Source organism: Veillonella sp. CHU732 (assembly GCF_003992085.1).
In the GTDB taxonomy this organism is placed as follows: Bacteria; Bacillota; Negativicutes; order Veillonellales; family Veillonellaceae; genus F0422.
In genome coordinates, this window is record NZ_RQVC01000012.1 from 1 (window position 1) to 21,143 (window position 21,143).

A 21,143-nucleotide genomic window follows, 5' to 3' on the forward strand; every position below is an offset into this window, starting at 1 on the left:
CTGGCTTATGTTTACTTCTTTCGAAGTAATTACCTTACATTGTTCAGTTTTCAAAGATCAACTTTGTCATTCACAACACTGCGTTGTGGCGACTAGATTATAATAACAGATTCACAATTTCGTGTCAACAGTTATTTTAATCTTTTTTAATTTTCTTAGTTAATAACTTTTGAGAAAATTAAAAGCGCTTGTGTCTCAAGCACTAAAAGTATTATATGCTATTTACCAATAATTTGCAACCCCACTTTTTTGTATTTATATATATTTTTTCTATAGAATTCTCCTATATAATCTAGCCCTTCTTAAAACAACTAAATTAAGTACACCTAATCTAAAGCACAATGTACACCTCTTGCTTGTAATTATAATCGTTTTTTTATACCCTCATGTGACGGGACTACTTATGTTTCTTCTGATTAACGTAGTTATACACAGAACAGTTTGTGTGGCTCCTTACTACCTAAATTCCCCAAACATCATAAGAGTACAGCATCCCCCACACTAGAATGCAGTCATGCGTAGTAGTCTTATGACGGTCTTATATCAGTCATATAAACAAAAATATAGAAACGAGCAACATGTTCCTGAACAAACATTACGTAGTGCCGTTTGTGAAGGAATGTGTTGCTCGTTTTCTTTTGCTATATACAGATGAAACCGTCAAAGACTACATAGCATTACAAATGAAACCCTTGAGTTTTTGCCATTTCCACCAAAGCACTGCGTTTCTCATCTTTCATCTGTAATCGTCCCACTACTTGATCTGTAAATTTTGGCAATGGGTAATTCGGGCTACGAAGATCATAATATTGGTTCATTTCTTCATCATAATCTTCTAGTAGTTCATGATAATTATCAAATGTGCTATACGCATCGTCAAACACATTTGCTTCTCTTGGCATACGCGGTTTCAACGCTGGTTTTTGATCTGCCATACCTAAGCCAAGTCCTACCACAGGGAATGTTAATTCAGGTAATTTCAAAATTTCAATCATCTTCTCTGCATCATTTAACACACTACCTAAATATACTGTACCATATCCTGCCAATTCTGCTGCGGTCACCATATTTTGTGCCGCTAGGCAAGCATCAGTCCACCCTTGAAAGAATCGATCCGCATCACTTGCCGTATCAAGGTTTAGCCCTTTTTCTTTCATAATTTGTGCATTGCGATAGGCATCCACCACAAATACAAACAATTCAGGCATATCTTTCACATAGTCTTGTTTACATACTTCTGCAATGGCTGCTTTAATTTCTGGGTTCACAATACGGATGATACTGAATGTTTGCATCCCCATGCTTGTAGCAGTCCGTTTCGCTACATCTAACAAAATACTTAAATGTTGCGGAGATACTCGCATCGGTTTATATTGTCGAATACTTTTATGATCTAACATAATATCAATAGGGTTCATAGTTTTACTCCTAACCTTCATCATACTTTCACATAGTTTATGTAGTATAATAACAAATACTAGATGTACTGTATATATACCATTGTAGGGTACTTATTTTTTCTTTGTCAACAGGTACATCATATAGAAAGGACGATTTTATGAAACATTCATTGCTTTTGAAAGCTTTCACTATCGGCGCACTGATGACATCTGCCACAGTGGGCACTATGGCTGCAGATATGACTGCAAATATGTCCGCTGGAGAAATATCCGTCACAGGCCAAGCTGTTCGCCAAGTGGCACCATCCTATGCATTACTTAACCTTGGGGTATCTAGCAAAAATACGTCTGTTCAATCTGCAAAATCTCAAAATGATGCGATTATGTCTAAACTTATCTCATCCCTACAACATTTAGGCGTATCTAGAAATAATATCCAAACATCTAACATTACTATCAACCCTAATTACGATTACATTGATGGGAACTCAAAATTAAATGGTTATAATGTAAACAACACTGTTGTTGTAAGGGTCTATGACACATCCTCTATTGGAAAAGCCATCGACGCAGCTATTGCTAGTGGCGCTTCTGATATCAATTCCCTTACCTTCCAAACCGATGTATCCCAAGAGATAGAAGATCAATTATCTGCATCTGCCATTAGTGATGCACGCCACCAAGCGGAAGTGATTGCAAAATCTCTTGGCCGCGAACTAGGTCCTGTTAAATCCGCAAGCTTAGGAACTACACGCACACAGACTATGGAGGTAAACCCTAGATATGCTATGCTTGCAGTAAAATCTATGGATTTATCTAGCTCTACACCTATAGAGAAGGGAGATATGTCCGCTAACAAAACAGCAAATGTAGTATTCTATCTGCAATAGAATCTATATCTCTTGATACAACTATCTGATTGCCAAAATATGTGCATTCACATACACCTCTAATGATGCAGTTGTACATATCACTTACTATATAAATATAGCCCCCACAAGAAACGTCATCCTATGTATGGCGTTTCTTCATTTTTCTAAAAAAAGCCGTAGCGAACCTAATCATCGGTCGCTACGGCTTTTTCTTATTTTTTCTTAGGCACAACTTTAAAGCTATCATGCATTTGCTTTTTCATATCATCTGATAATGGACACGGCCATTCATTGATATCATTATGCTTCTTTAATTTTTTTAAATCCTCAGGACTTAATTTTTGCTTTTCTGCATCGTCAAATGTAATCATGATTCCATCACCTCTACTCGGAATACTAGAAAAGGAAAGACCAATTTCTTTCTCATTGTATTATATGATGAAAAGCACCTTCTTGTGAAGATGCTTTTCATATGTATACACAATACTTATATCATCAAAAATCCACTAGGATCCATGTATCAGATTCACGCAAAGTGCCTCCATACTATCCTGTTTATTTTAGTGATTATGCACGATCTTTAATTTCTTGTTGGATATTTGCCAAGAATTCTTCCCAAGGAATCGCCCCTTGTTCACCAACACCACGTTTACGAACAGCTACTTTTCCTTCTTCCACTTCTTTGTCACCTACCACAAGCATGTAGGATACTTTTTCCATTTGTGCTTGACGGATTTTGTAACCGATCTTTTCGCTGCGATCATCTAGTTCCACACGCACATAGGCATCTTTAAATGCTTTGCGTAATTTTTCAGCATATTCGACATGTTTTTCACTGATTGGAAGGATTTTCACTTGTACTGGTGCCATCCAAGTTGGGAACGCCCCTGCAAAGTGTTCAATCAAGATACCAATGAAACGTTCCATAGAACCAAAGCATGCACGGTGAATCATGATTGGACGATGTTTTTGACCATCTTCTGCGATATATTCCAAGTTAAAACGTTCTGGCAAGTTCATATCCAATTGGATAGTACCACATTGCCATGTACGGCCGATAGAATCGCGAATATGGAAATCTAATTTAGGGCCATAGAACGCACCATCACCTTCGTTGATACGATATGGAATACCTTTTGCCTCAATCGCTTCACGCAATGCTTCTGTTGCTAAGTCCCAAATCGCATCGTCGCCAATAGCGCCTTCTGGTTTTGTACTTAACTCTACATGATAGGACAAGCCAAATTGAGAGTAGATACGACCGAATAAGTCGATAACGCTCATTAACTCTTCTTTAATTTGAGATGGAGTCATGAATACATGGGCATCATCTTGTGTAAAGCTACGTACACGGAATAAACCATGTAAAGCACCGCTCAATTCGTGACGATGTACTAAACCAAGTTCTGCCATACGAATTGGCAAATCACGATATGAATGCATATCGTTTGCATACACCAAGATACCGCCTGGGCAGTTCATTGGTTTTATGGCATATTCTGCTCCGTCAATTTGTGTTGTGTACATATTTTCACGGTAATGGAACCAGTGACCAGATGTTTCCCACAAATGTTGGCTTAAGATAATTGGAGTACGAACCTCTTCATAATCATAGTCATGATGTACTTCACGCCAGAAATCTTCTAAGGCGTTACGTACCGCCATACCTTTTGGCAAGAAGAATGGGAATCCTGGTCCTTCTTCTTTGATAACGAACAAGCCAAGCTCTTTGCCTAATTTACGATGATCACGACGAGCTGCTTCTTCTAATAAGTGTAAGTATTCCTCTAGTTCTTCTTTCTTTTCAAAAGCAGTACCATAGATACGTTGCAACATTTTATTTTTTTCATCGCCACGCCAGTATGCACCTGCAATGCTTTGTAATTTGAAAGCTTTCACTTTACCAGTGCTTGCTAAGTGTGGGCCTGCACAAAGGTCTGTAAATTCACCTTGTTTATACGCAGAAATCACTGCATCAGCAGGCAAATCATTGATTAACTCTACTTTATAATTTTCATGTTTTGCAGCGAAGAAATCTAGTGCCTCTTGACGTTCCATCAATACTTTTTCGATAGGCAAGTTTTCTTTTACAATGCGGCTCATTTCCGCTTCGATTTTCGGTAAGTCTTCTGGCACCAATTTATGTTCCATATCGATGTCATAGTAGAAACCATTTTCGATCGCTGGTCCAATGGCCAATTGTGCATCTGGCCATAAACGTTTCACAGCTTGCGCCATCACATGAGATGCAGTATGACGGAATGCATGTTTGCCACCGTCTTCCGCAAATGTTAAAAAGCTTACTTTAGAACCTTCTACTAGTACTTCACGTAAATCTGTTAATTCACCATTTACATCAGCAGCTAATACTTTTTTTGCTAAGCTGTTTGATAGTTGTTTCACTGCTTCACCCAAAGTAGTTCCAGCTGCAAAGGCTTTAGAACTTCCATCAGGTAAAATGATATTTACTTCACTCATAGGTTACCTCCCTAGGTCTAATACTACTATGCCATTGGGGATGGCAATACTTTTTACCAACAAAAAAAGACCCTCTCCCACCCAAGGGACGAAGATCTTCGCGGTTCCACCCTAGTTAGTCCTATATAACGGACTCACTCTTACGGACGATAACGGGTCCTCACGGATTTGATTACAAGCTAAGCCTTCACCAAACCAGTTTGAAGGTGGTAACATCTAAGTCTACACTAGATACTCGCAGCCAAGGTATCTTTCTCTGAAAGTATAGATGGTTAGGGTCATATCCTTCGCATCACTGTTCTTTATATAATAATATAATTATAATAAACAAAAACCCTATTTATGTCAAGGGAATTTTTTCGATATACCCTTATAGATAAAAAGCACTGCCCTTGTCATCAACGAATCAGTTGACACTTAGGTAGTGCTTTATAGTCAGATAGGCTCTATTCACCAGAATTAACTTTTATCCCATGTCTCTTTTGCTGTTTCCAATAACCCCTTAAGCCGTGCCAAGCCTTTTCTTCTCAATCGATGGATATAACTATGACTGCATTCCAAGGTATCTGCAATAGAGGCTACACTATGGTCCTTGTAATACACTTCTTCCACTACATGCTGCTCCGCCAAGGGCAACTGTTTCATTGCGGATGTGACCATATCACCATACATGCGTTCCTCGCAAACGATTTCTGTAGAAGGGCCCTCAGCAGGTAATTGTTCCCACCAAGTTTCACCATCTTCCGTTTCCGATTGTAGCACAATCCCTTCCTTACCTTCCTTACGAAGATAATCCAAGATACGCCCTCGAATACGATGCACTGCATAGAGCGAAAAAGCTACGCCCTTCTTAGAATCATATCGCTCTACCGCTTCAATGAGCCCTATCGTCCCCTCTTGAATACAATCCATCCTATCTACCTTAGAAGATTGGTACACATTAGCTTCTTTCAACACTAAAGGTTGGTAATGCTCAATGATCGTCATACGAGCCTCCAAGTCTCCTTGTTCTTCATAAGCCTTCCAGAGCTTCTGTTCTTCTTCCCCGGTCAATAATTCAATTGTATCCACGCTGGCAATATAATCATTGAGCATACTTTCACCTCCTTTAGAATCGATAACGCCACTGCGCCCCTAAATAGCGTTTATTTTCATTATTAATCCATCCTGTAGCACTAATACTACGATTGATATCATACTGAAAGCCATACGACACATGGTCGTTCTTAAGACCTCTAGTTAAGGTGACCATCAAATCCGGTACTACATATTTACCGATGGTAACGTTAAAATTATTTTTTTCCTGCAAATCACGAGAGTCTTTTCCATCTAAGGAGCCTGTGGTAATGTTCACCAAATCCAATCCCAATGTATCTTGCAACACATCTTCAATATAGCCAAACGCCAAAGACTGTAAACTAGATGTCAATAAAGCATTGGCATCTTCCGATGTAACTCCACTAGCATTGCCCACATTCCGACCAAATGTCAACAGCGAAATGATTTGACGTTCCGACAAATTAGGTTCAGACGTTAATTTTAATTTCATCTGCGTAGCAGGTCCTTCCGCTTGTAGAGATATGCGATAATTTTTCACATTTGCCATACTTCGTACATTGAGTTCAGGAATGATACTACCTGTAACAAACTTTGCCTGTCCTTCTGTGATTTTAAAACGATTTTTTAAATATTTCACATGCCCTTTGTTGACGGATAACTTACCACTCGCCTTCGGCTCTCCTACCGTTCCTTCAAATTTAACCTTACCTTGCAAGAACATATCGTAGAGCAATGGATTATAAAGACGTACATTATCTTTCGCATCAATGGTTAAGTCTAATCCTAATGGAATGGATGTATCTGAACTTTCAAAGCTCAATGGAATCGAAGCTACCACATCATGCAGTGTAATAGCCCCCACCAATGTCGGCATATCCTGTTTGTCGACGATGTACAGTTCACCATCTAACGGGCCTGTATAGAAGGCATGGGCAATTTCGATGCCTTTCATCTGCAACGCACCGTAGTAGGACGTAATGCCAGAGCCCATCCAACCAATATTCCCAGATAGACCTGCATTACCCTTACCCATTGTGGTGCTACCTGTAATATCTACATGATTGCCCCGGAACAATAGCTGTCCTTTTAATTGGGTCACCGGCTTTTTCAACGATTGTAATTGCATAGACCCATTAGCGAGCTCTACAGTACCATTGGCTAAAATATTCGACGAATTGCCTGTCACATGAACAACACCATGAATAGCGCCGTCAGCAGACTGCACTTCTTTAAACATCAATGGCAGAACAGACAAGTTTGCCTCATTCATGTCCACGTACACATCAAACTGTTTCGTCATATCATTAGTTACGTATTCATTGGTTACAAAAGCCCCCAATGGTAGCTTGCCGCGAACTTTAATAGAAGAGTCTGATTTTTTAATCATTCCTTGTTGGACATTCACTACTTGGTCTTCCATGGTTCCTAAGATACTCAACTGATCTAGGCTAATACCATTGATGACTGCTTGTTCCACTTCACTGGAAAATTCTACCTTTGGTGATTTCGTAAGTCCATGCACATTGATGATAAAATTCCAATTTCCCTGTGCATTTACATTTTTGGTTACTAGAGGCAGTACGGTTTGTACCGGCACTTTCGATGCCACCAACTGAATATCCGTAGATCCATCTAAATCGGCTTTCCCTTTGCCCACAATAAGGCCTTCTTTAATAGGCAATTTGAAGGTCCGAATATCAATTGTCCGCCCACCATAACCTAGGTCTAGCGTAGCCGTCCCTACCACTTCATCGCGAATAGTCGTATCCTCAAGAGTTCCTTTTACGTCCAGTCTCGGACTGTCACTAGTACCACCTAACTCAATAGTAGCCTGCAACTTTCCATTCACATCTGGTACTTGTGCGTTGGTTAACGCCAATAATTGATGTAAATCTCCATCTTTGACATGCACATACCCAAATAAGCGTTTTGGATTCTCTAATTGAACTCCACCTTTCACTTCATAGCGACTAGTGCCACTGCCTGTGAAAGTCAACCCTTGTAGATGCACTACCTGTGGTGTAATGTACACAGAACCTGTTATATCATGCAAGGTAGTATCTTTCACCTGCATCGTATCGGACTGCACGTTTCCTTCAAAGATTGGGGCATCTACAGTGCCACCGAGATGACCTTCTGCACCAACATAGCCAACTATGTTAAGACCCGCATCACGAACGAATGGTTCAATGGGTACCGCATCGCCTACAAAATTAATATCTAGCTGCTTACCTTGTATATCTCCATCTACAATGATAGAGGAGCCATAGGTACTGATATCTAACCTTGGCAAATGGAGATGACCATCATGATATGTATAGGCTCCTTCAATGGATGAAAAGAGTTTACCGTATACGGACCCATCCCAAGCTTTCAGATGCCCTTCTATTTGCGGGCGTTGTACTGTTCCTTGTACATGAACATCCGTATTAAGCCATCCTGTCATAGGGATATCTGTAAAGTTTGGCAACACATCTTCGATACGCACATCCTTTGCAGACCCTTTGATATCTATCGTTTGTTCACCGTCTAACCGGATGAACCCTTCTAGATCATAGGTGCTTTTTCTATATTCCATATCACCTTCAAGAATATGGAGGGTAGTATCCTCTAACTTGGTCTTAACAAAAGCACGGTCAAACTTGGTTGTTCCATAGGAAAGAGTTTCACCAGCAATCATAACCGTTCCTGTCGGATTCTCTAGGGACCCTTGTAAGTTAGCCTCTAAAGAAACAGTGCCGCCCAACAGTTTAGGGCTCCACTCATTGAATTGTTCTAATCCAATGTTAGTGCCATGCAAATTAATACCAAATGTACCATTGCCTAATCGACCACTACCCGTGAAAGTACCTCGACCCCAAGTACCATTTAGATATGGCACTACTAGCTCTGTACCATCCCAAAATACACTGGCATCCAAGGCATCCACTAAGATAGATTGATACCCAATGTTGTGTCCATGCACAGAGCCGTTTATATTGGAAATCGCCCCCTGTTTCCCTTCAATGGTTAAGGACCCATTTACTGTGCCATGTACGGAAGGTAATCCCTCAAGAGGCAATCCATATAAGGATACATCTTGTACCTCTACTTGTGCTGAGAAATCTTCTGTATCCATATGATAGGAACCAGTACCAGTCACAATTCCACCTTGAGTACTCAGCTCCACATCTTCCACTTGAACCACTTGGTCTCCATAGGAAAGATGTCCTTTCCCTCGATTTACTGTGATTCCTTCATAGGCCATATCTCGCAACTCTACATCGGCACTAGCTTTTACATTCGATACAGGTCCTGTTAACAATGCCTCTGCCGTAATAGTCCCTGTCAGTGGCAATTGACCAAACGAGGCTAGATTCCACTCTTTCAATCCTACGTTGACATGTAATGTAGGATCCTCATCAAAGACATGGTGTACAGTGCCACTCACACGAAGGTGCTCGTCATTCACATTCGCTTCAATTCCATCCAAGAACAGCACATCTCCATGGATTTGAAGTGTCCCCTTCCCAGATGTTAACCGATAACCTTGAAGCGTCGTTCCTACATTTTGGAAGGAAAGTCCCCCTTCCCCATACCAGAAACCACCACGTTGTGTGACTGTCAATGCTACATCTGTCAGCTCACCACTGATAGGACTTACTGCAGTTGGTAAAGAGATTCGATTTATAATAGGAGCTATATCTAAATGTGGTGTTTCCACATAGAATGATCGATTACCACTGTCATCCAACGCCCATTGTATGTTGGAATGAATATGATCCTTTCCTAATTGGGCATCCACGACTCCATCTAGCATATGTCCACCATCACCTAGGACGGTCATATTCACATCCGATAAGAGCAACGGTTCTGCATGAGGCAAGAATAAGGATATAGACCCATTCTCTAGCCGCAACAATCCACTAAATTGACTAGGACTATCCGACTCTCGTTCCTTAAGCAATTGTAGTACATTCCATTGCCCCTGTTCATCTTGTACCACATTGACATGCGGTGAGCTGACAGTAATCGTACCGATTAAGGCATCTGGCGATACCTGTCCAAAAGGATATTGCAATACCTTAAGCCATTGAATGGATATCGTCAATGCATCTGTGGTAAGCACACGTTGCCCTTTCGCATCGTCTACGATAAGATCCTTCATTTGAACAGAACCATCCCAACCAATGTGAAATGTTGAATAGGAAACAGTTCCATTCAGTGCTGTATGTAATTGTTCTTGCACATAAGGCCCTACATAGGTTTCACTCAATGGTTGTAAGCCGAATCCAACGCCTGCTACACATCCACCGAGTACGATACCTAGTATCCAGTGTTTCCTCTTCATGATTCACCTCATATCGGTATGACCACTATCCTTGATTCACAATCATTGCGCCACTACCCACTGTGGCTTCTACAGAAATACCCATTGCCTTTTCTAAGGTAGCCATGCTTAAGTTATAGTTATATAGAGCATCTACATAATTATTACGAGCTGTGGCTAACGCCGTTTCTGCATCAAGCACATCCACATTTGTGCCTACTCCAGAACGGTAACGCAATGTTTTAATGCGGAAATCTTCCTGTCCTGCTTCTACTGCAGCATGAGTACTTTTAATTTTTTGTTCTGCTGCTTTTAAATTTAAGTACGCCTCTTGCACTTGTAACTCTACCGTATCAATCGTTTGTGCATAGGCTTCTTTCGCTTTTTCTAACTTTGCTTTAGCAGCACTTACATTAGCTTTTGATTGGCCCCCATCCCATACATTCCAAGATAAGGTAGCGCCTACGGACCAGTCTTTGCTATCGTTACCAGCCCAATGTGCACCATTCATGCGTCGGCTAGCATTGGCTTTCACCACTGGAATATCAGAAGCATCTGCAAGGCCTACATTTTCTTCGGCTGCTTTCACTGCCATTGCCGCTTGTACAATGGCACCACGATGTGCTACTCCATAAGATTTTGCAGATTCCAATGAAATACCATATGGTGCATAGCTTAATTCTTTGTCTGCTGTTACGATTGGTGTAGATACAGGCAATCCTACATGATTATTGAACTTTGCCTCTGCTAAATTAGCAGCGTTTTTCGCTTCTACTAAAGCAGTTTTTGCATTCGCTAATCGTGTATTCGTAGCCAGTACATCAGATTTAGATACAATACCTACTTGATATTGTAAGTTAGCATTTTTTAAATGTTCTTCGTAATCACGGACTGTTTGTTCTGCTACATTTACCTTATTACGAGACATGATAAGGGACAAATAATTAGTTGCTGCCGTTAATTTAGCTGTTTGTGCGGCTTCCGTTAATGCTGCGCCACTGCCATCACGACTATATTTAGCTGCTTCAATTTGTGCATCCAAAGCACGATTAAATACAGATACTCCCACACCTAATTGATGCGAAAAGGCATTTCCAGTTTTACTAACACCGTTCACTTCATTTCCTGTATGGTTAGCGCTATAATTATACGTCACTACTGGATTCCTACCGCTAGTCGCAACTCCTACTTGTGCTATTGCCGCTTCATAATCCCATTGAGATTGATGTAAGGTTCTATTATTTTGCAATGCTAATGCAATGGATTGTGGCAATGTAATAGACACAGATTGACTGTTTGTCTGTGCTTGGTTTTTATATGCCTTTGTCATCATTGCTGCTTGCGCAGTTGCTTTTTCTTGAAAATGTACTAATTTTACTGTATCTGTTTGCGGTGCCGCTGCTCCTACTGTACATGCATAGGCTGCTAACATCGCTGCTACTGTCATTATTTTTGTATTCATTGGGTCCTCCTAAAATGTCTTTCTTAGCCCAAAATAATTCACACGGTTATGGTCATGTCCATACCAAGTCCATTGACCTACCACATAAGTATCTTTCCATAATTGAACATCTGAACGAATCCGATAGGAACCATGGCGGATATCGAATAGAGCTCCAGATAGTGAAACTGGTTTTCCAAATCCCACATCGGCTCCTACGCCTAGTTTTCCATCAAATAAACCACCTCGTAGGTATACTTGATCTAGCACTCGTTTTCCATAGGTAAGGTCCACATTCGAACCATTACCTATATTGGAAATCCCTAAGGTATAGATAGAATCCTTCGTCATAAGGCGCACATCTGCATCAGTACGAGCTTTTTTATCCTCTGGATTGTACAATACCTCTGCTCCTATCTGCGTCTTAAGATCCGACTTTTTTCCATCCGAACCTGCTTTCACGTCCCCACCGGTAAGACGATTTAGCTTAGTCGTTAATTGTGCTGTATTATGCAAAGTTTCCTTAATATCCGCAGCGCTCTTAGGGTCTGTTACAACTCCTTCCATAGCGCCTGCCATTTTTGAAATACTATCTGTAGTAGTTTTCAAATTATTCACAATTTGACGCATTTCTGTTCCTGCTTGACCATCTGCATTAAATTGTTTCATATTCGTATCCATTTGATTTGTCAAGGATTCCATATTTCGTGTAATGCCTACCATATTCGCTGTTAAAGCTGAAATATTGTCACTATTATTCGCTAACATAGCATTCATTTGAGCCGTCAAATTTGCTGTATTTTGAGCAATTAACTCTGTCGATTGTAAGGCATTGCGTAAAGCGCTTTGTGTTTTTTCATCACCAATGATGCCATTCATGGATTGCAATGTAGTGGTGGCCGCTTCCATCAATTTCGTAGCTTGCGCCATGGTTTTATCGATTTCACTTTTTCCATCCCCTGTAATGAAAGCACCATCATCTAAATACAAAGTACTACGGCCTGGCGTAATTTGGATGAATTTATCCCCTAAAATACCATCACTTTCCATGGTAAAAGCAGAGTCTGTCGGAATTTTTACATCCTTGTCGATGTCCATAGCCACCGTAATCCCTTTGTCAGTGACTTGCATAGATTTGACTTTCCCTACTTTCACCCCTGAAAAGCGCACAGTATTGCCTTCTTTCAACCCCGTTACAGATTGAAAATTCCCAGCAATATGCATAGTAGGAGCTGCAAATATATCAAATCGTCCTAAAAATACAATACACACAGCAAATAGGACTACCCCCACTACGGTAAATAGACCTACCTTCGCCTCTGTTGTCCACTTCATGGTATATCTCCTTCTTCTTGTATCTCTGTTTTCACAGATTTACGACCCTCTATAAATTGTTGTACCTTCGGATTCTTAGAATGTCTAAACTCTTCTGTTGGTGATACTTCAATAAACTTTCCTTTATCTAGTAAGGCAATGCGGTCTGCCACAAAAAAGGCTGAGTTCATATCGTGAGTGACCACGATAGAACTACATTGCAAATGAGATTGCATGCTCCGTATTAAACGACTAATGGTGCCCGATGTAATCGGATCCAATCCTGATGTCGGTTCATCATATAGAATGATTTTAGGATCTAAAGCAATAGCACGAGCCAAGCTAATCCGTTTTTTCATCCCCCCTGATAGTTCACTAGGCATGTACTGTTCAGTCTTTGGCAATCCTACCATACGTAGCTTTCTAGCTACAGTACGTTGAATCTCCTCTTCGCTCATCGTCGTATGTTGGCGTAGTCCAAAGGCTACATTCTCTCCTACACTCATAGAATCAAATAACGCAGAGTATTGAAAGACCATCCCCATAGTTTGTCGCAACCGATCGAATTCATTCTCATCGATTTTCGTAATATCTACATCATCTACTAAAATAGTACCACTGGTAGGCCGTAAAAGACCGATAATCAATTTAAGCAAAGTACTTTTGCCCGCTCCAGAGCCTCCTAAAATAGCTAGAGTTTCTCCATCATGGATAGTTAAATCTACATGGTCTAAAATAATTCTATTCTCATAGGCTAGGACCACGTTTTGTAATTCAATCATAGGTCCTCCTAGAATAATAAGACTGATAAAAAGTAATTTAATATAAAGACTAAAATGATACTGGTTACTACAGAGCTAGTAGTAGCATAGCCAACAGCAGTTGCCCCCATATCTGTGTACATGCCTTTATAAGATCCAACTAGGGCAATAACCGCTCCGAACACACAAGATTTAATGAGTCCGTACGTCAAATCAGATAGGATCGCAAAAATTTGAATGGAGTCTAAATAGGTAGAACCGGCTAGTCCTTTCACTATGGTAGCTACCAAGTATCCCCCACCTGTACCGATAAGAACACCATAAAATGTCAAGATTGGCACCATAATCATACATGCTACAACACGAGGTACTACAAGATACCCAATGGGGTTAACCGCCATGACCTTTAAGGCATCGATTTGCTCTGTTACTTTCATAGTTCCTAACTCTGCCGTAATAGCTGCACCCACACGACCTGCTAATACAACGCCAACTAAAACTGGGCCTAATTCGCGCCCCATAGCAATGGCCATAATACCACCCACAGTTCCCTGTGCACCATAGTGTATCAATACATCTGCCATTTGCAATGTCATCACAGCGCCTGCAAAAAACATAGTTAATGATAAAATCGGCAAGGAATACACCCCTAAGTGTGCCATTTGTTCGATTGTGAGTTTCCAATTTATTTTTGGTAATTGTCCTATGGTTCTCCATAGTAACAACATGGCCTCACCTATCTGGGATAGGAAAAAGATCATTTGCTTACCAATCCATGTTAACCAAATCATAGTTCCTCCTGAGTATTTGTATCAATCTTCAGTATATCACAAAACTCTTTGAATGTGCAGTAGTACCATCGGAGTTTTCAAAATAAAAGCAGGAAATGATGCTATATCACTTCCTGCTCTCTTCGGATAAGACTATTTATTTTTCTTTTGGTCTGACTCTTCTGCTTTTACTTTCTCTTTTAAATTTGAAAGTTTTTCTTTGATCCGCTGTTTACGCAAATGGTCTCGATCTTTTTTATCTACCACTTGTACCGTAAACTGTCCATCACCTAAGACAACATAATCTACTACTACACGAGCAGATTCATTCTTTTCTTTTTCATCATCATCCGATGCTTTCAGGCCTTTTTTATGCTTACCTGTAATTGGCAAATCATCATCGTCATCATCTGCATCCTCTGCTTCTAATCGTTGCTTTTTCGCCTTGCCCCCAGACTCTTCCACCATGCTGATATCGTCAGCTAAAAACTCTGCCACAATTTGGTTGTTCTGATCATCTTCACTGAGGTCTTTAAAATATTCATCAAAGTTTTTATGTACTTTCAATCGCTCTACAATTTCATCAGTCAGATTATATTTTTGTTTTTCAAACAAATACGGCAAAGGAATAACGCCACCGCCACGCACTTCAAGCGTATAGGTTCCTAGCTTTTGATCGTCTGGTACTTTAAAGATAATTTCTCGTTGAATCTTTCCTTCACGGTAAGCTTGTAAGTTTGCAGTAATTACAATATTGTCACCAGGAGATACAATGACTTGGTCTGCACTAGCATCGATAATCGTAGCTGTACGTTTTGCTTCTTCCACTTGTACATCCACTTGAATATCACGGATTTCATAGTCTTTGAAAGCATTGTTCATTAAGCTTTCTACAATATCGAATAATTCATCGATGGATTTTTCAGACACGGAACTACCAGAATACACCATATTGCGGCGTTCTAAGGTAGGTAACTTTGGATCTACCGGTGTAATCTTAATATTGATCTTAGCTGTACCACCACCGACACGGTCTAATGTTTTATTCAGCAAGCTATACACAGAGGTAGCCACTAAGGTTGGTGTCAATTTAGAAGATTCCACCACAGTCACAGCCGCATTTCGCTCTACTCCACGATCTAAATCACGAAGCTGCATGCGCACAGGAACACCTTTCCCAAATACTCCAACAGTGCCAGCAATACCTGCCCCACGGTCTTCTGTAATTACACCTACTTCTCGACCTAAGGACCCCAATTTAAAACCTGAGTCTATACTTTTTACTACTGTAAAAATACTGGAGTTATTCATGAAGTATCCAGTAGAGCCTCGTTTATCAAATGGGTGACCAAAGGCAACCACTTTATCCTTATCGACATAGGTAACGGTACCTACCGCACCCATCTTTAAATCACCTTTTACCAGTAACGCCGCAATAGAGCCACCAGGTACCATTGGTTTCACAATATCATCAGTGCTATCACTAGCTGTAGCATATCCTTTATAACCAAAATCCTTAAACTTTGTCCCTAAATATGCTAAGGATGTTTCATCATAGCCATCTGCCATCAATGGTGTTCCCAATGGAATCAACTGTGTATCTTTCCACGGATTTGGTAAATCTTTTTGGTACTTCTCATCCCATAGTTTTACCATTTGATCGATCGGTGTCACCATCCCTAAAGTACCATCTGTAAATCCCCATCCATAGGCAACGGCACCTACCAATTTTCCATCAATGTATACAGGGCTACCGCTCATACCATGAACAATACCACCAGATGCATCAATGATGGGACCTGATACTTTTACCAAGATTAAGTCTCCTGAAGGACCACGTTGTTTCATCACCCCTAGAACTTCCACTTTGAAAGAATCAATCTTGTCACCTTGTACCACTGTATCCGCATGTCCTACCATGCCACGATGTAAATCTTCTACTTTCATAAATTCTATTGCATGAGCACTTGTAAAAGTAGCCCCACACAATAAGAGCGCCAGCACACCCTTCGTGTACCGACGCCAAAAACGATGTAATTGCATCTATATCGCCTCTTTTTATTGATTATTAATGATTAGTTATTGATCACTGTTATAATTTGACCACGTTCCACTGTAGCACCTGGCTCCACAGAGACTGTTTGTACCACACCATTCACAGTGGCACGGGATGCTACCATAGGTCCCCCTAATGTTTGCACTGTAAGCAAAGGATCTCCTTCTTTCACAGAAGTTCCTACACTGACCACAGACACTACTTCACCAGATAACACTGTTTCATGATTCACTGGTGCTGCTTCTGCCGTAGCTGTCACAAATAATGCTGCTAACAATACCCCCAAACTATATAGAAAAACTTTTTTCATATATATACACCTCCTACATTTTTCTTCCATGTATAGTATATCATATTTTCAAGAGTTCGAACAATTAATTCCTAGTAAAACAGTGCACTTTGCACATTATCACTTTTACTAGCTATAGTATATACCCCTTATATGAAAGAATCATGAATACAAGCATATACTATCGCAATTCTTCCAAGGTATCTCGCAACTGATTCAACTCTGATAAAGCTTTTCCTGTACCTAAAATGACAGAATATCTAGGATGCTCCACCACATAAGCAGGACGACCCGTTTTTTCTGTAATCATACGATCTAAGCCACGAAGTAAAGAGCCTCCACCAGTCAAAATAATACCATGATCATTAATTTGCGCCAGTAACTCTGGTGGTGTTTTTTCTAAGATACTAATGATCCCTTCAATGATATGTTGCACTGGTCTTTCTAAGGCAAACTTCATATCTTTTGATGTAATTTCTACCGCTCGTGGCAAGCCTGTCACACTATGTCGACCTCGTACGATAGCTCGTTCCTCTCCAGACCTTGGATCTACAGTACCTACTTCGATTTTTAAGTCTTCCGCAGTGAGTGGCCCTATGAGTAATTTTTTCTTTCGCTTCATATATTGTAGTAATGCATCATCAAAGGTATCGCTACCGATGCGTAAACTCTCACTGACTACCACACCAGAATCACAAATGACAGCAATATCTGTGGTCCCACCACCGATATCGACCACCATAGCCCCCACCTGTTCAGCCTTATCTAAGCCAGTTCCAATAGCAGCTGCCAACGGTTCTTCCATAAGCACTATTTTACGAGCCCCAGCTTGTAACAGCACTTCTAACACAGCCCGTTTTTCTACTGGTGTAATACTGGATGGCACACAGGCTATGATACGAGAACGAATGATTCCCGATACAGGTACTACACGGCGGATAAAATGACGGAGCATATACGCTGTTGTATCATAATCGGCAATGACGCCCCCTTTTAAGGGCTGAATCACTTCGATTCCCTCTGGGGTTCTACCTAAAATAGCTCGTGCTTCATGACCTACGGCAATCACTTCTCTAGTCTTTGTATCGCAAGCCACAAATCCTGGCTCATCTAGGACAATCCCACGACCTTTGACATACATCACTACATTGGTAGTCCCCAAGTCGATGCCAATATCCGTAGTCCACAAAAGGCTCATTTTTTCAAGGAATGATACAGGACGACTTTCCCGTTTAAAGGATGTTTGTTTTGTAGTCGTTCCTATTGGTTTTCTACGTACACGACGTTGTTTCCGTCTATCCTCTTTTGTTTGAGGTTCTTTTTGCTTACTCGTCCACCCGAACAATATTAGCACCTATTCCTTTTAATTTTGCCACTAAATTATCATAGCCACGATCGATGTGTGTTAATTGGCCTACTTTAGTCACTCCAGAGGCAGCTAAGCCTGCACACACAAGGGCAGCACCACAACGTAAATCAGTAGCTTCCACTTCAGCACCTACCAATTGCTCTACGCCAGTCACAATGGCTTTACGATCATCTACCTCGATAGAAGCGCCCATTTTTTTCAATTCATCTACATGCATGAAACGATTTTCAAAGACCGTTTCCATTACAGTACTTGTACCTTTTGCAACAGTCGTCATCGCCATAAATTGGGCCTGCATATCTGTTGGGAATCCAGGATATGGCAAAGTTTTAATAGACGTTGCTTTCAATTGTCCATTACTGATGACACGGATTCCATCAATATCTTCTTCTACCGTAACTCCAGCCTCTTTTAATTTAGCTACCACTGGTTTTAAATGCTCTGAAAGGGCATTTTCTACATATACATCGCCACCAGCCATAGCTGCAGCAATTAAATAGGTGCCCGCTTCAATGCGGTCTGGAATCACTGTATGCACAGCACCTTTCAATTCTTTCACGCCTTCAATACGAATCACATCCGTACCAGCACCGCGAATATTAGCACCCATACTATTTAAGAAGGTAGCTAAATCAACAATTTCTGGTTCTTCTGCAGCATTTTCAATGATTGTTTTGCCTTCTGCAAAGGTCGCTGCCATAATTACATTTTCAGTGGCCCCTACACTTGGGAAGTCTAAATAAATTAAATTACCTTTTAATCCTTCTGGAGCCTTTGCTTCTACAAAACCTTCACCCATACTGATAGTAGCACCTAGTGCTTCAAAAGCTTTTAAATGCAAATCAATAGGACGACTGCCAATAGCACAACCACCTGGTAAGGCAATACGAGCTTCCCCTTTGCGCGCCAATAAAGGTCCCATCACCAAAAAGGACGCACGCATACGACGCACTAAATCATAAGGCGCCTCTGTAGCAGAAATTGTAGACGCATCAAAAGTAATATTTTCTCCATCTTTTGTTACTTTCACACCAAGGGATGCAATGACATCACAAATAGTATGAACATCTTCCAAATCTGGAATTTCAAGCAGGGTGCTTGGAGTAGACGCTAATAAAGTCGCCGCAATAATTGGTAGTACCGCATTTTTTGCACTACTTACACGAATACGACCTTGTAAAGGCGTACCTCCTTGAATAATAAGCTTTTCCAACTGAATTCCTCCTAATCTTATCTATTGTTATCGTTCAATGGTGATACCTCATCACCTTTCAAACATGTTTTGACTGACAAACATTCATACTCTAGTATACTAAATCTTTCCTTGATACGCAAGAAAAAGACCGTCTTATGACGGTCTTTCCTAGAATAGATGTATGCTATTTATTTCACTTTCATAGAAAGCTTCTTATCCAATCGATGGATAGTATCTACAAAACGAACAGTTCCTGTTTTATAGCGCATCACTACGGAGTGAGTACGAGCACCACCTGGGAAGTATTTAAGAGAAGATAATACATTTCCTTCTGTAATGGCTGTGGCAGAGAAGATAACATCATCACCACTCACTAAATCATCGATAGTCAACACTTTGTTAAGGTCAGTGATACCCATTTCATGACAGCGACGAATTTCTTCATCCGTAGCTGGTTTTAAACGAGCTTGCATATCCCCACCTGTACATTTTAAAGCGGCTGCTGCTAGTACCCCTTCTGGAGCTCCACCAGTACCCACAACCATGTGAATACCAGAACCTTCTAAACCACATTCCATGGCTGGATTTACATCACCGTCTGTAATCAAACGAATACGAGCTCCGGCAGCACGACATTCATCCATTAACCCTTGATGACGTTCACGATCCAACATAACGACTGTTAAATCATCAATAGCACGTTCCATCTTTGCGGCTACACGGCGCAAGTTTTCCGTCATGGACTCATTCAAGTCGATAACACCTTTAGCACGTGGTCCTACGCACAATTTTTCCATGTACATATCTGGAGCATGTAATAAACCGCCTTTAGGCGCAATAGCCAATACAGCAATAGCACCATTTTGACCTTTTGCAATTAGATTCGTACCTTCAATAGGGTCTACGGCAATATCTACTTCTTCTCCGCCTGCCCCAACACGTTCACCAATATATAACATTGGTGCTTCATCAATTTCACCTTCTCCAATCACAACAGTACCAGAAATTGGCACTGTATCGAAGGTTTGTCGCATGCCATCAACAGCTAATTGATCTGCTGCATCTTTGGCTCCACGACCACATAAACGACCACTTTTTAATGCCGCTGCTTCTGTAACACGAACAAACTCTAAGGCTAATGTGCGATCCATTTTGATCCTCCCACTTGTGTCTACTATTTATTGGCTGCTTCCCAGTCCGCTAGAAAACGTGCTAATCCTGCATCTGTTAATGGATGCTTTAAGGATTGTTGTAATACATTAAACGGTACTGTAGCAATATGTGCACCTGCTTTGGCACATTGTGTCATATGCATAGGCGTACGTACGCTCGCTGCAATGATTTCAGTTGAAATATTATGAATCATAAAAATTTCAGCAATATCTTCGATTAATTGGATTCCATCCATAGAAATATCATCAACACGACCAACGAAAGGGCTTACATAGGTAGCACCTGCACGGGCTGCCAACAAAGCTTGATTAGCAGAGAAAATTAATGTTACATTCGTTTTAATTCCCTCTTTAGAAAGTACGGAGACTGCTTTTAAGCCTTCTGCTGTCATAGGCACTTTAATCACTACATTGTCACCCAACTTAATTAATTCATGGGCTTCTTTCACCATTTCTGGTGCTGTCGTAGCAATGACCTCTGCACTCACTGGTCCCTCTACAAGATCAGCAATTTGTTGAATCACTTCGTGTAAGTCACGTTTTTCTTTCACGATTAAAGATGGGTTTGTTGTTACCCCTGCAATAAAGCCCATTTCATAGGCTGCTTTAATGTCATCAAAATTAGCTGTATCAATGAAGAATTTCATAGCGGACTCCT

The 21,143-nt window shown here is 40.7% G+C and carries 16 protein-coding genes; 1 reads left to right on the forward strand and 15 read right to left on the reverse strand.

What is annotated here, in order from left to right:
• Window positions 1-677: 677 nt before the first annotated feature.
• On the reverse strand, window positions 678-1,418 hold the full coding sequence (locus tag EO121_RS06240; RefSeq protein ID WP_127160981.1) for an NADPH-dependent oxidoreductase: 741 nt from the start codon (window positions 1,416-1,418) through the stop codon (window positions 678-680).
• A 140-nt stretch (window positions 1,419-1,558) separates the two neighbouring features.
• Here EO121_RS06240 and EO121_RS06245 point away from each other — a divergent pair, with 140 nt between their 5' ends.
• On the forward strand, window positions 1,559-2,290 hold the full coding sequence (locus EO121_RS06245) for an SIMPL domain-containing protein (RefSeq protein ID WP_126940692.1): 732 nt from the start codon (window positions 1,559-1,561) through the stop codon (window positions 2,288-2,290).
• A gap of 194 nt (window positions 2,291-2,484) precedes the next feature.
• Here the strand turns inward: EO121_RS06245 and EO121_RS08665 are convergent, their stop codons facing one another.
• The 14 genes from EO121_RS08665 to fsa all read right to left on the reverse strand — a co-directional run bounded on the left by EO121_RS08665 (window position 2,485) and on the right by fsa (window position 21,132).
• Window positions 2,485-2,643, reverse strand: coding sequence for a hypothetical protein (locus tag EO121_RS08665; RefSeq protein WP_009353813.1), 159 nt, complete (start codon window positions 2,641-2,643; stop codon window positions 2,485-2,487).
• A gap of 196 nt (window positions 2,644-2,839) precedes the next feature.
• On the reverse strand, window positions 2,840-4,750 hold the full coding sequence (gene thrS / locus EO121_RS06250; protein ID WP_127166839.1) for a threonine--tRNA ligase: 1,911 nt from the start codon (window positions 4,748-4,750) through the stop codon (window positions 2,840-2,842).
• Between the two features lie 459 nt (window positions 4,751-5,209).
• Window positions 5,210-5,845, reverse strand: coding sequence for a sigma-70 family RNA polymerase sigma factor (locus EO121_RS06255; RefSeq protein ID WP_127166841.1), 636 nt, complete (start codon window positions 5,843-5,845; stop codon window positions 5,210-5,212).
• A gap of 13 nt (window positions 5,846-5,858) precedes the next feature.
• Window positions 5,859-10,139: a translocation/assembly module TamB domain-containing protein gene (locus EO121_RS06260; RefSeq protein ID WP_127166843.1), complete on the reverse strand. Its 4,281-nt coding sequence runs from the start codon at window positions 10,137-10,139 to the stop codon at window positions 5,859-5,861.
• 25 nt (window positions 10,140-10,164) lie between these two features.
• The gene (locus tag EO121_RS06265; protein ID WP_126940696.1) at window positions 10,165-11,580 is read right to left on the reverse strand and encodes a TolC family protein; all 1,416 of its coding nucleotides are present in this window, start codon (window positions 11,578-11,580) and stop codon (window positions 10,165-10,167) included.
• A 9-nt stretch (window positions 11,581-11,589) separates the two neighbouring features.
• Window positions 11,590-12,894 carry an MlaD family protein gene (locus EO121_RS06270; RefSeq protein ID WP_009353814.1) on the reverse strand — a complete coding sequence of 435 codons (1,305 nt, stop codon included), beginning with the start codon at window positions 12,892-12,894 and terminating at the stop codon, window positions 11,590-11,592.
• Window positions 12,891-13,655, reverse strand: a complete 765-nt coding sequence (locus EO121_RS06275; protein WP_009353808.1) for an ABC transporter ATP-binding protein — start codon at window positions 13,653-13,655, stop codon at window positions 12,891-12,893. Before EO121_RS06275 ends, EO121_RS06270 begins: the two co-directional genes overlap by 4 nt.
• A gap of 8 nt (window positions 13,656-13,663) precedes the next feature.
• Window positions 13,664-14,425, reverse strand: coding sequence for an ABC transporter permease (locus EO121_RS06280; protein ID WP_009353821.1), 762 nt, complete (start codon window positions 14,423-14,425; stop codon window positions 13,664-13,666).
• 132 nt (window positions 14,426-14,557) lie between these two features.
• Window positions 14,558-16,447, reverse strand: coding sequence for a SpoIVB peptidase S55 domain-containing protein (locus tag EO121_RS06285; protein WP_127166845.1), 1,890 nt, complete (start codon window positions 16,445-16,447; stop codon window positions 14,558-14,560).
• Window positions 16,448-16,479: 32 nt separating this feature from the next.
• Window positions 16,480-16,770 (reverse strand): biotin/lipoyl-containing protein, encoded by a 291-nt coding sequence (locus EO121_RS06290; RefSeq protein WP_127160973.1) that lies wholly within the window; start codon window positions 16,768-16,770, stop codon window positions 16,480-16,482.
• Between the two features lie 160 nt (window positions 16,771-16,930).
• A complete protein-coding gene (locus EO121_RS06295; protein WP_127166847.1) occupies window positions 16,931-18,103 on the reverse strand; it encodes a rod shape-determining protein in 1,173 nt (390 codons plus the stop codon).
• Window positions 18,075-19,331: a UDP-N-acetylglucosamine 1-carboxyvinyltransferase gene (murA, locus tag EO121_RS06300; protein WP_127166849.1), complete on the reverse strand. Its 1,257-nt coding sequence runs from the start codon at window positions 19,329-19,331 to the stop codon at window positions 18,075-18,077. The genes EO121_RS06295 and murA overlap by 29 nt, the downstream gene beginning before the upstream one ends.
• Window positions 19,332-19,501: 170 nt before the next feature.
• Window positions 19,502-20,464, reverse strand: coding sequence for a class II fructose-bisphosphatase (glpX, locus tag EO121_RS06305; RefSeq protein WP_009353805.1), 963 nt, complete (start codon window positions 20,462-20,464; stop codon window positions 19,502-19,504).
• A 23-nt stretch (window positions 20,465-20,487) separates the two neighbouring features.
• Window positions 20,488-21,132, reverse strand: coding sequence for a fructose-6-phosphate aldolase (fsa, locus tag EO121_RS06310; RefSeq protein WP_062401432.1), 645 nt, complete (start codon window positions 21,130-21,132; stop codon window positions 20,488-20,490).
• Between the last annotated feature and the right edge of the window lie 11 nt (window positions 21,133-21,143).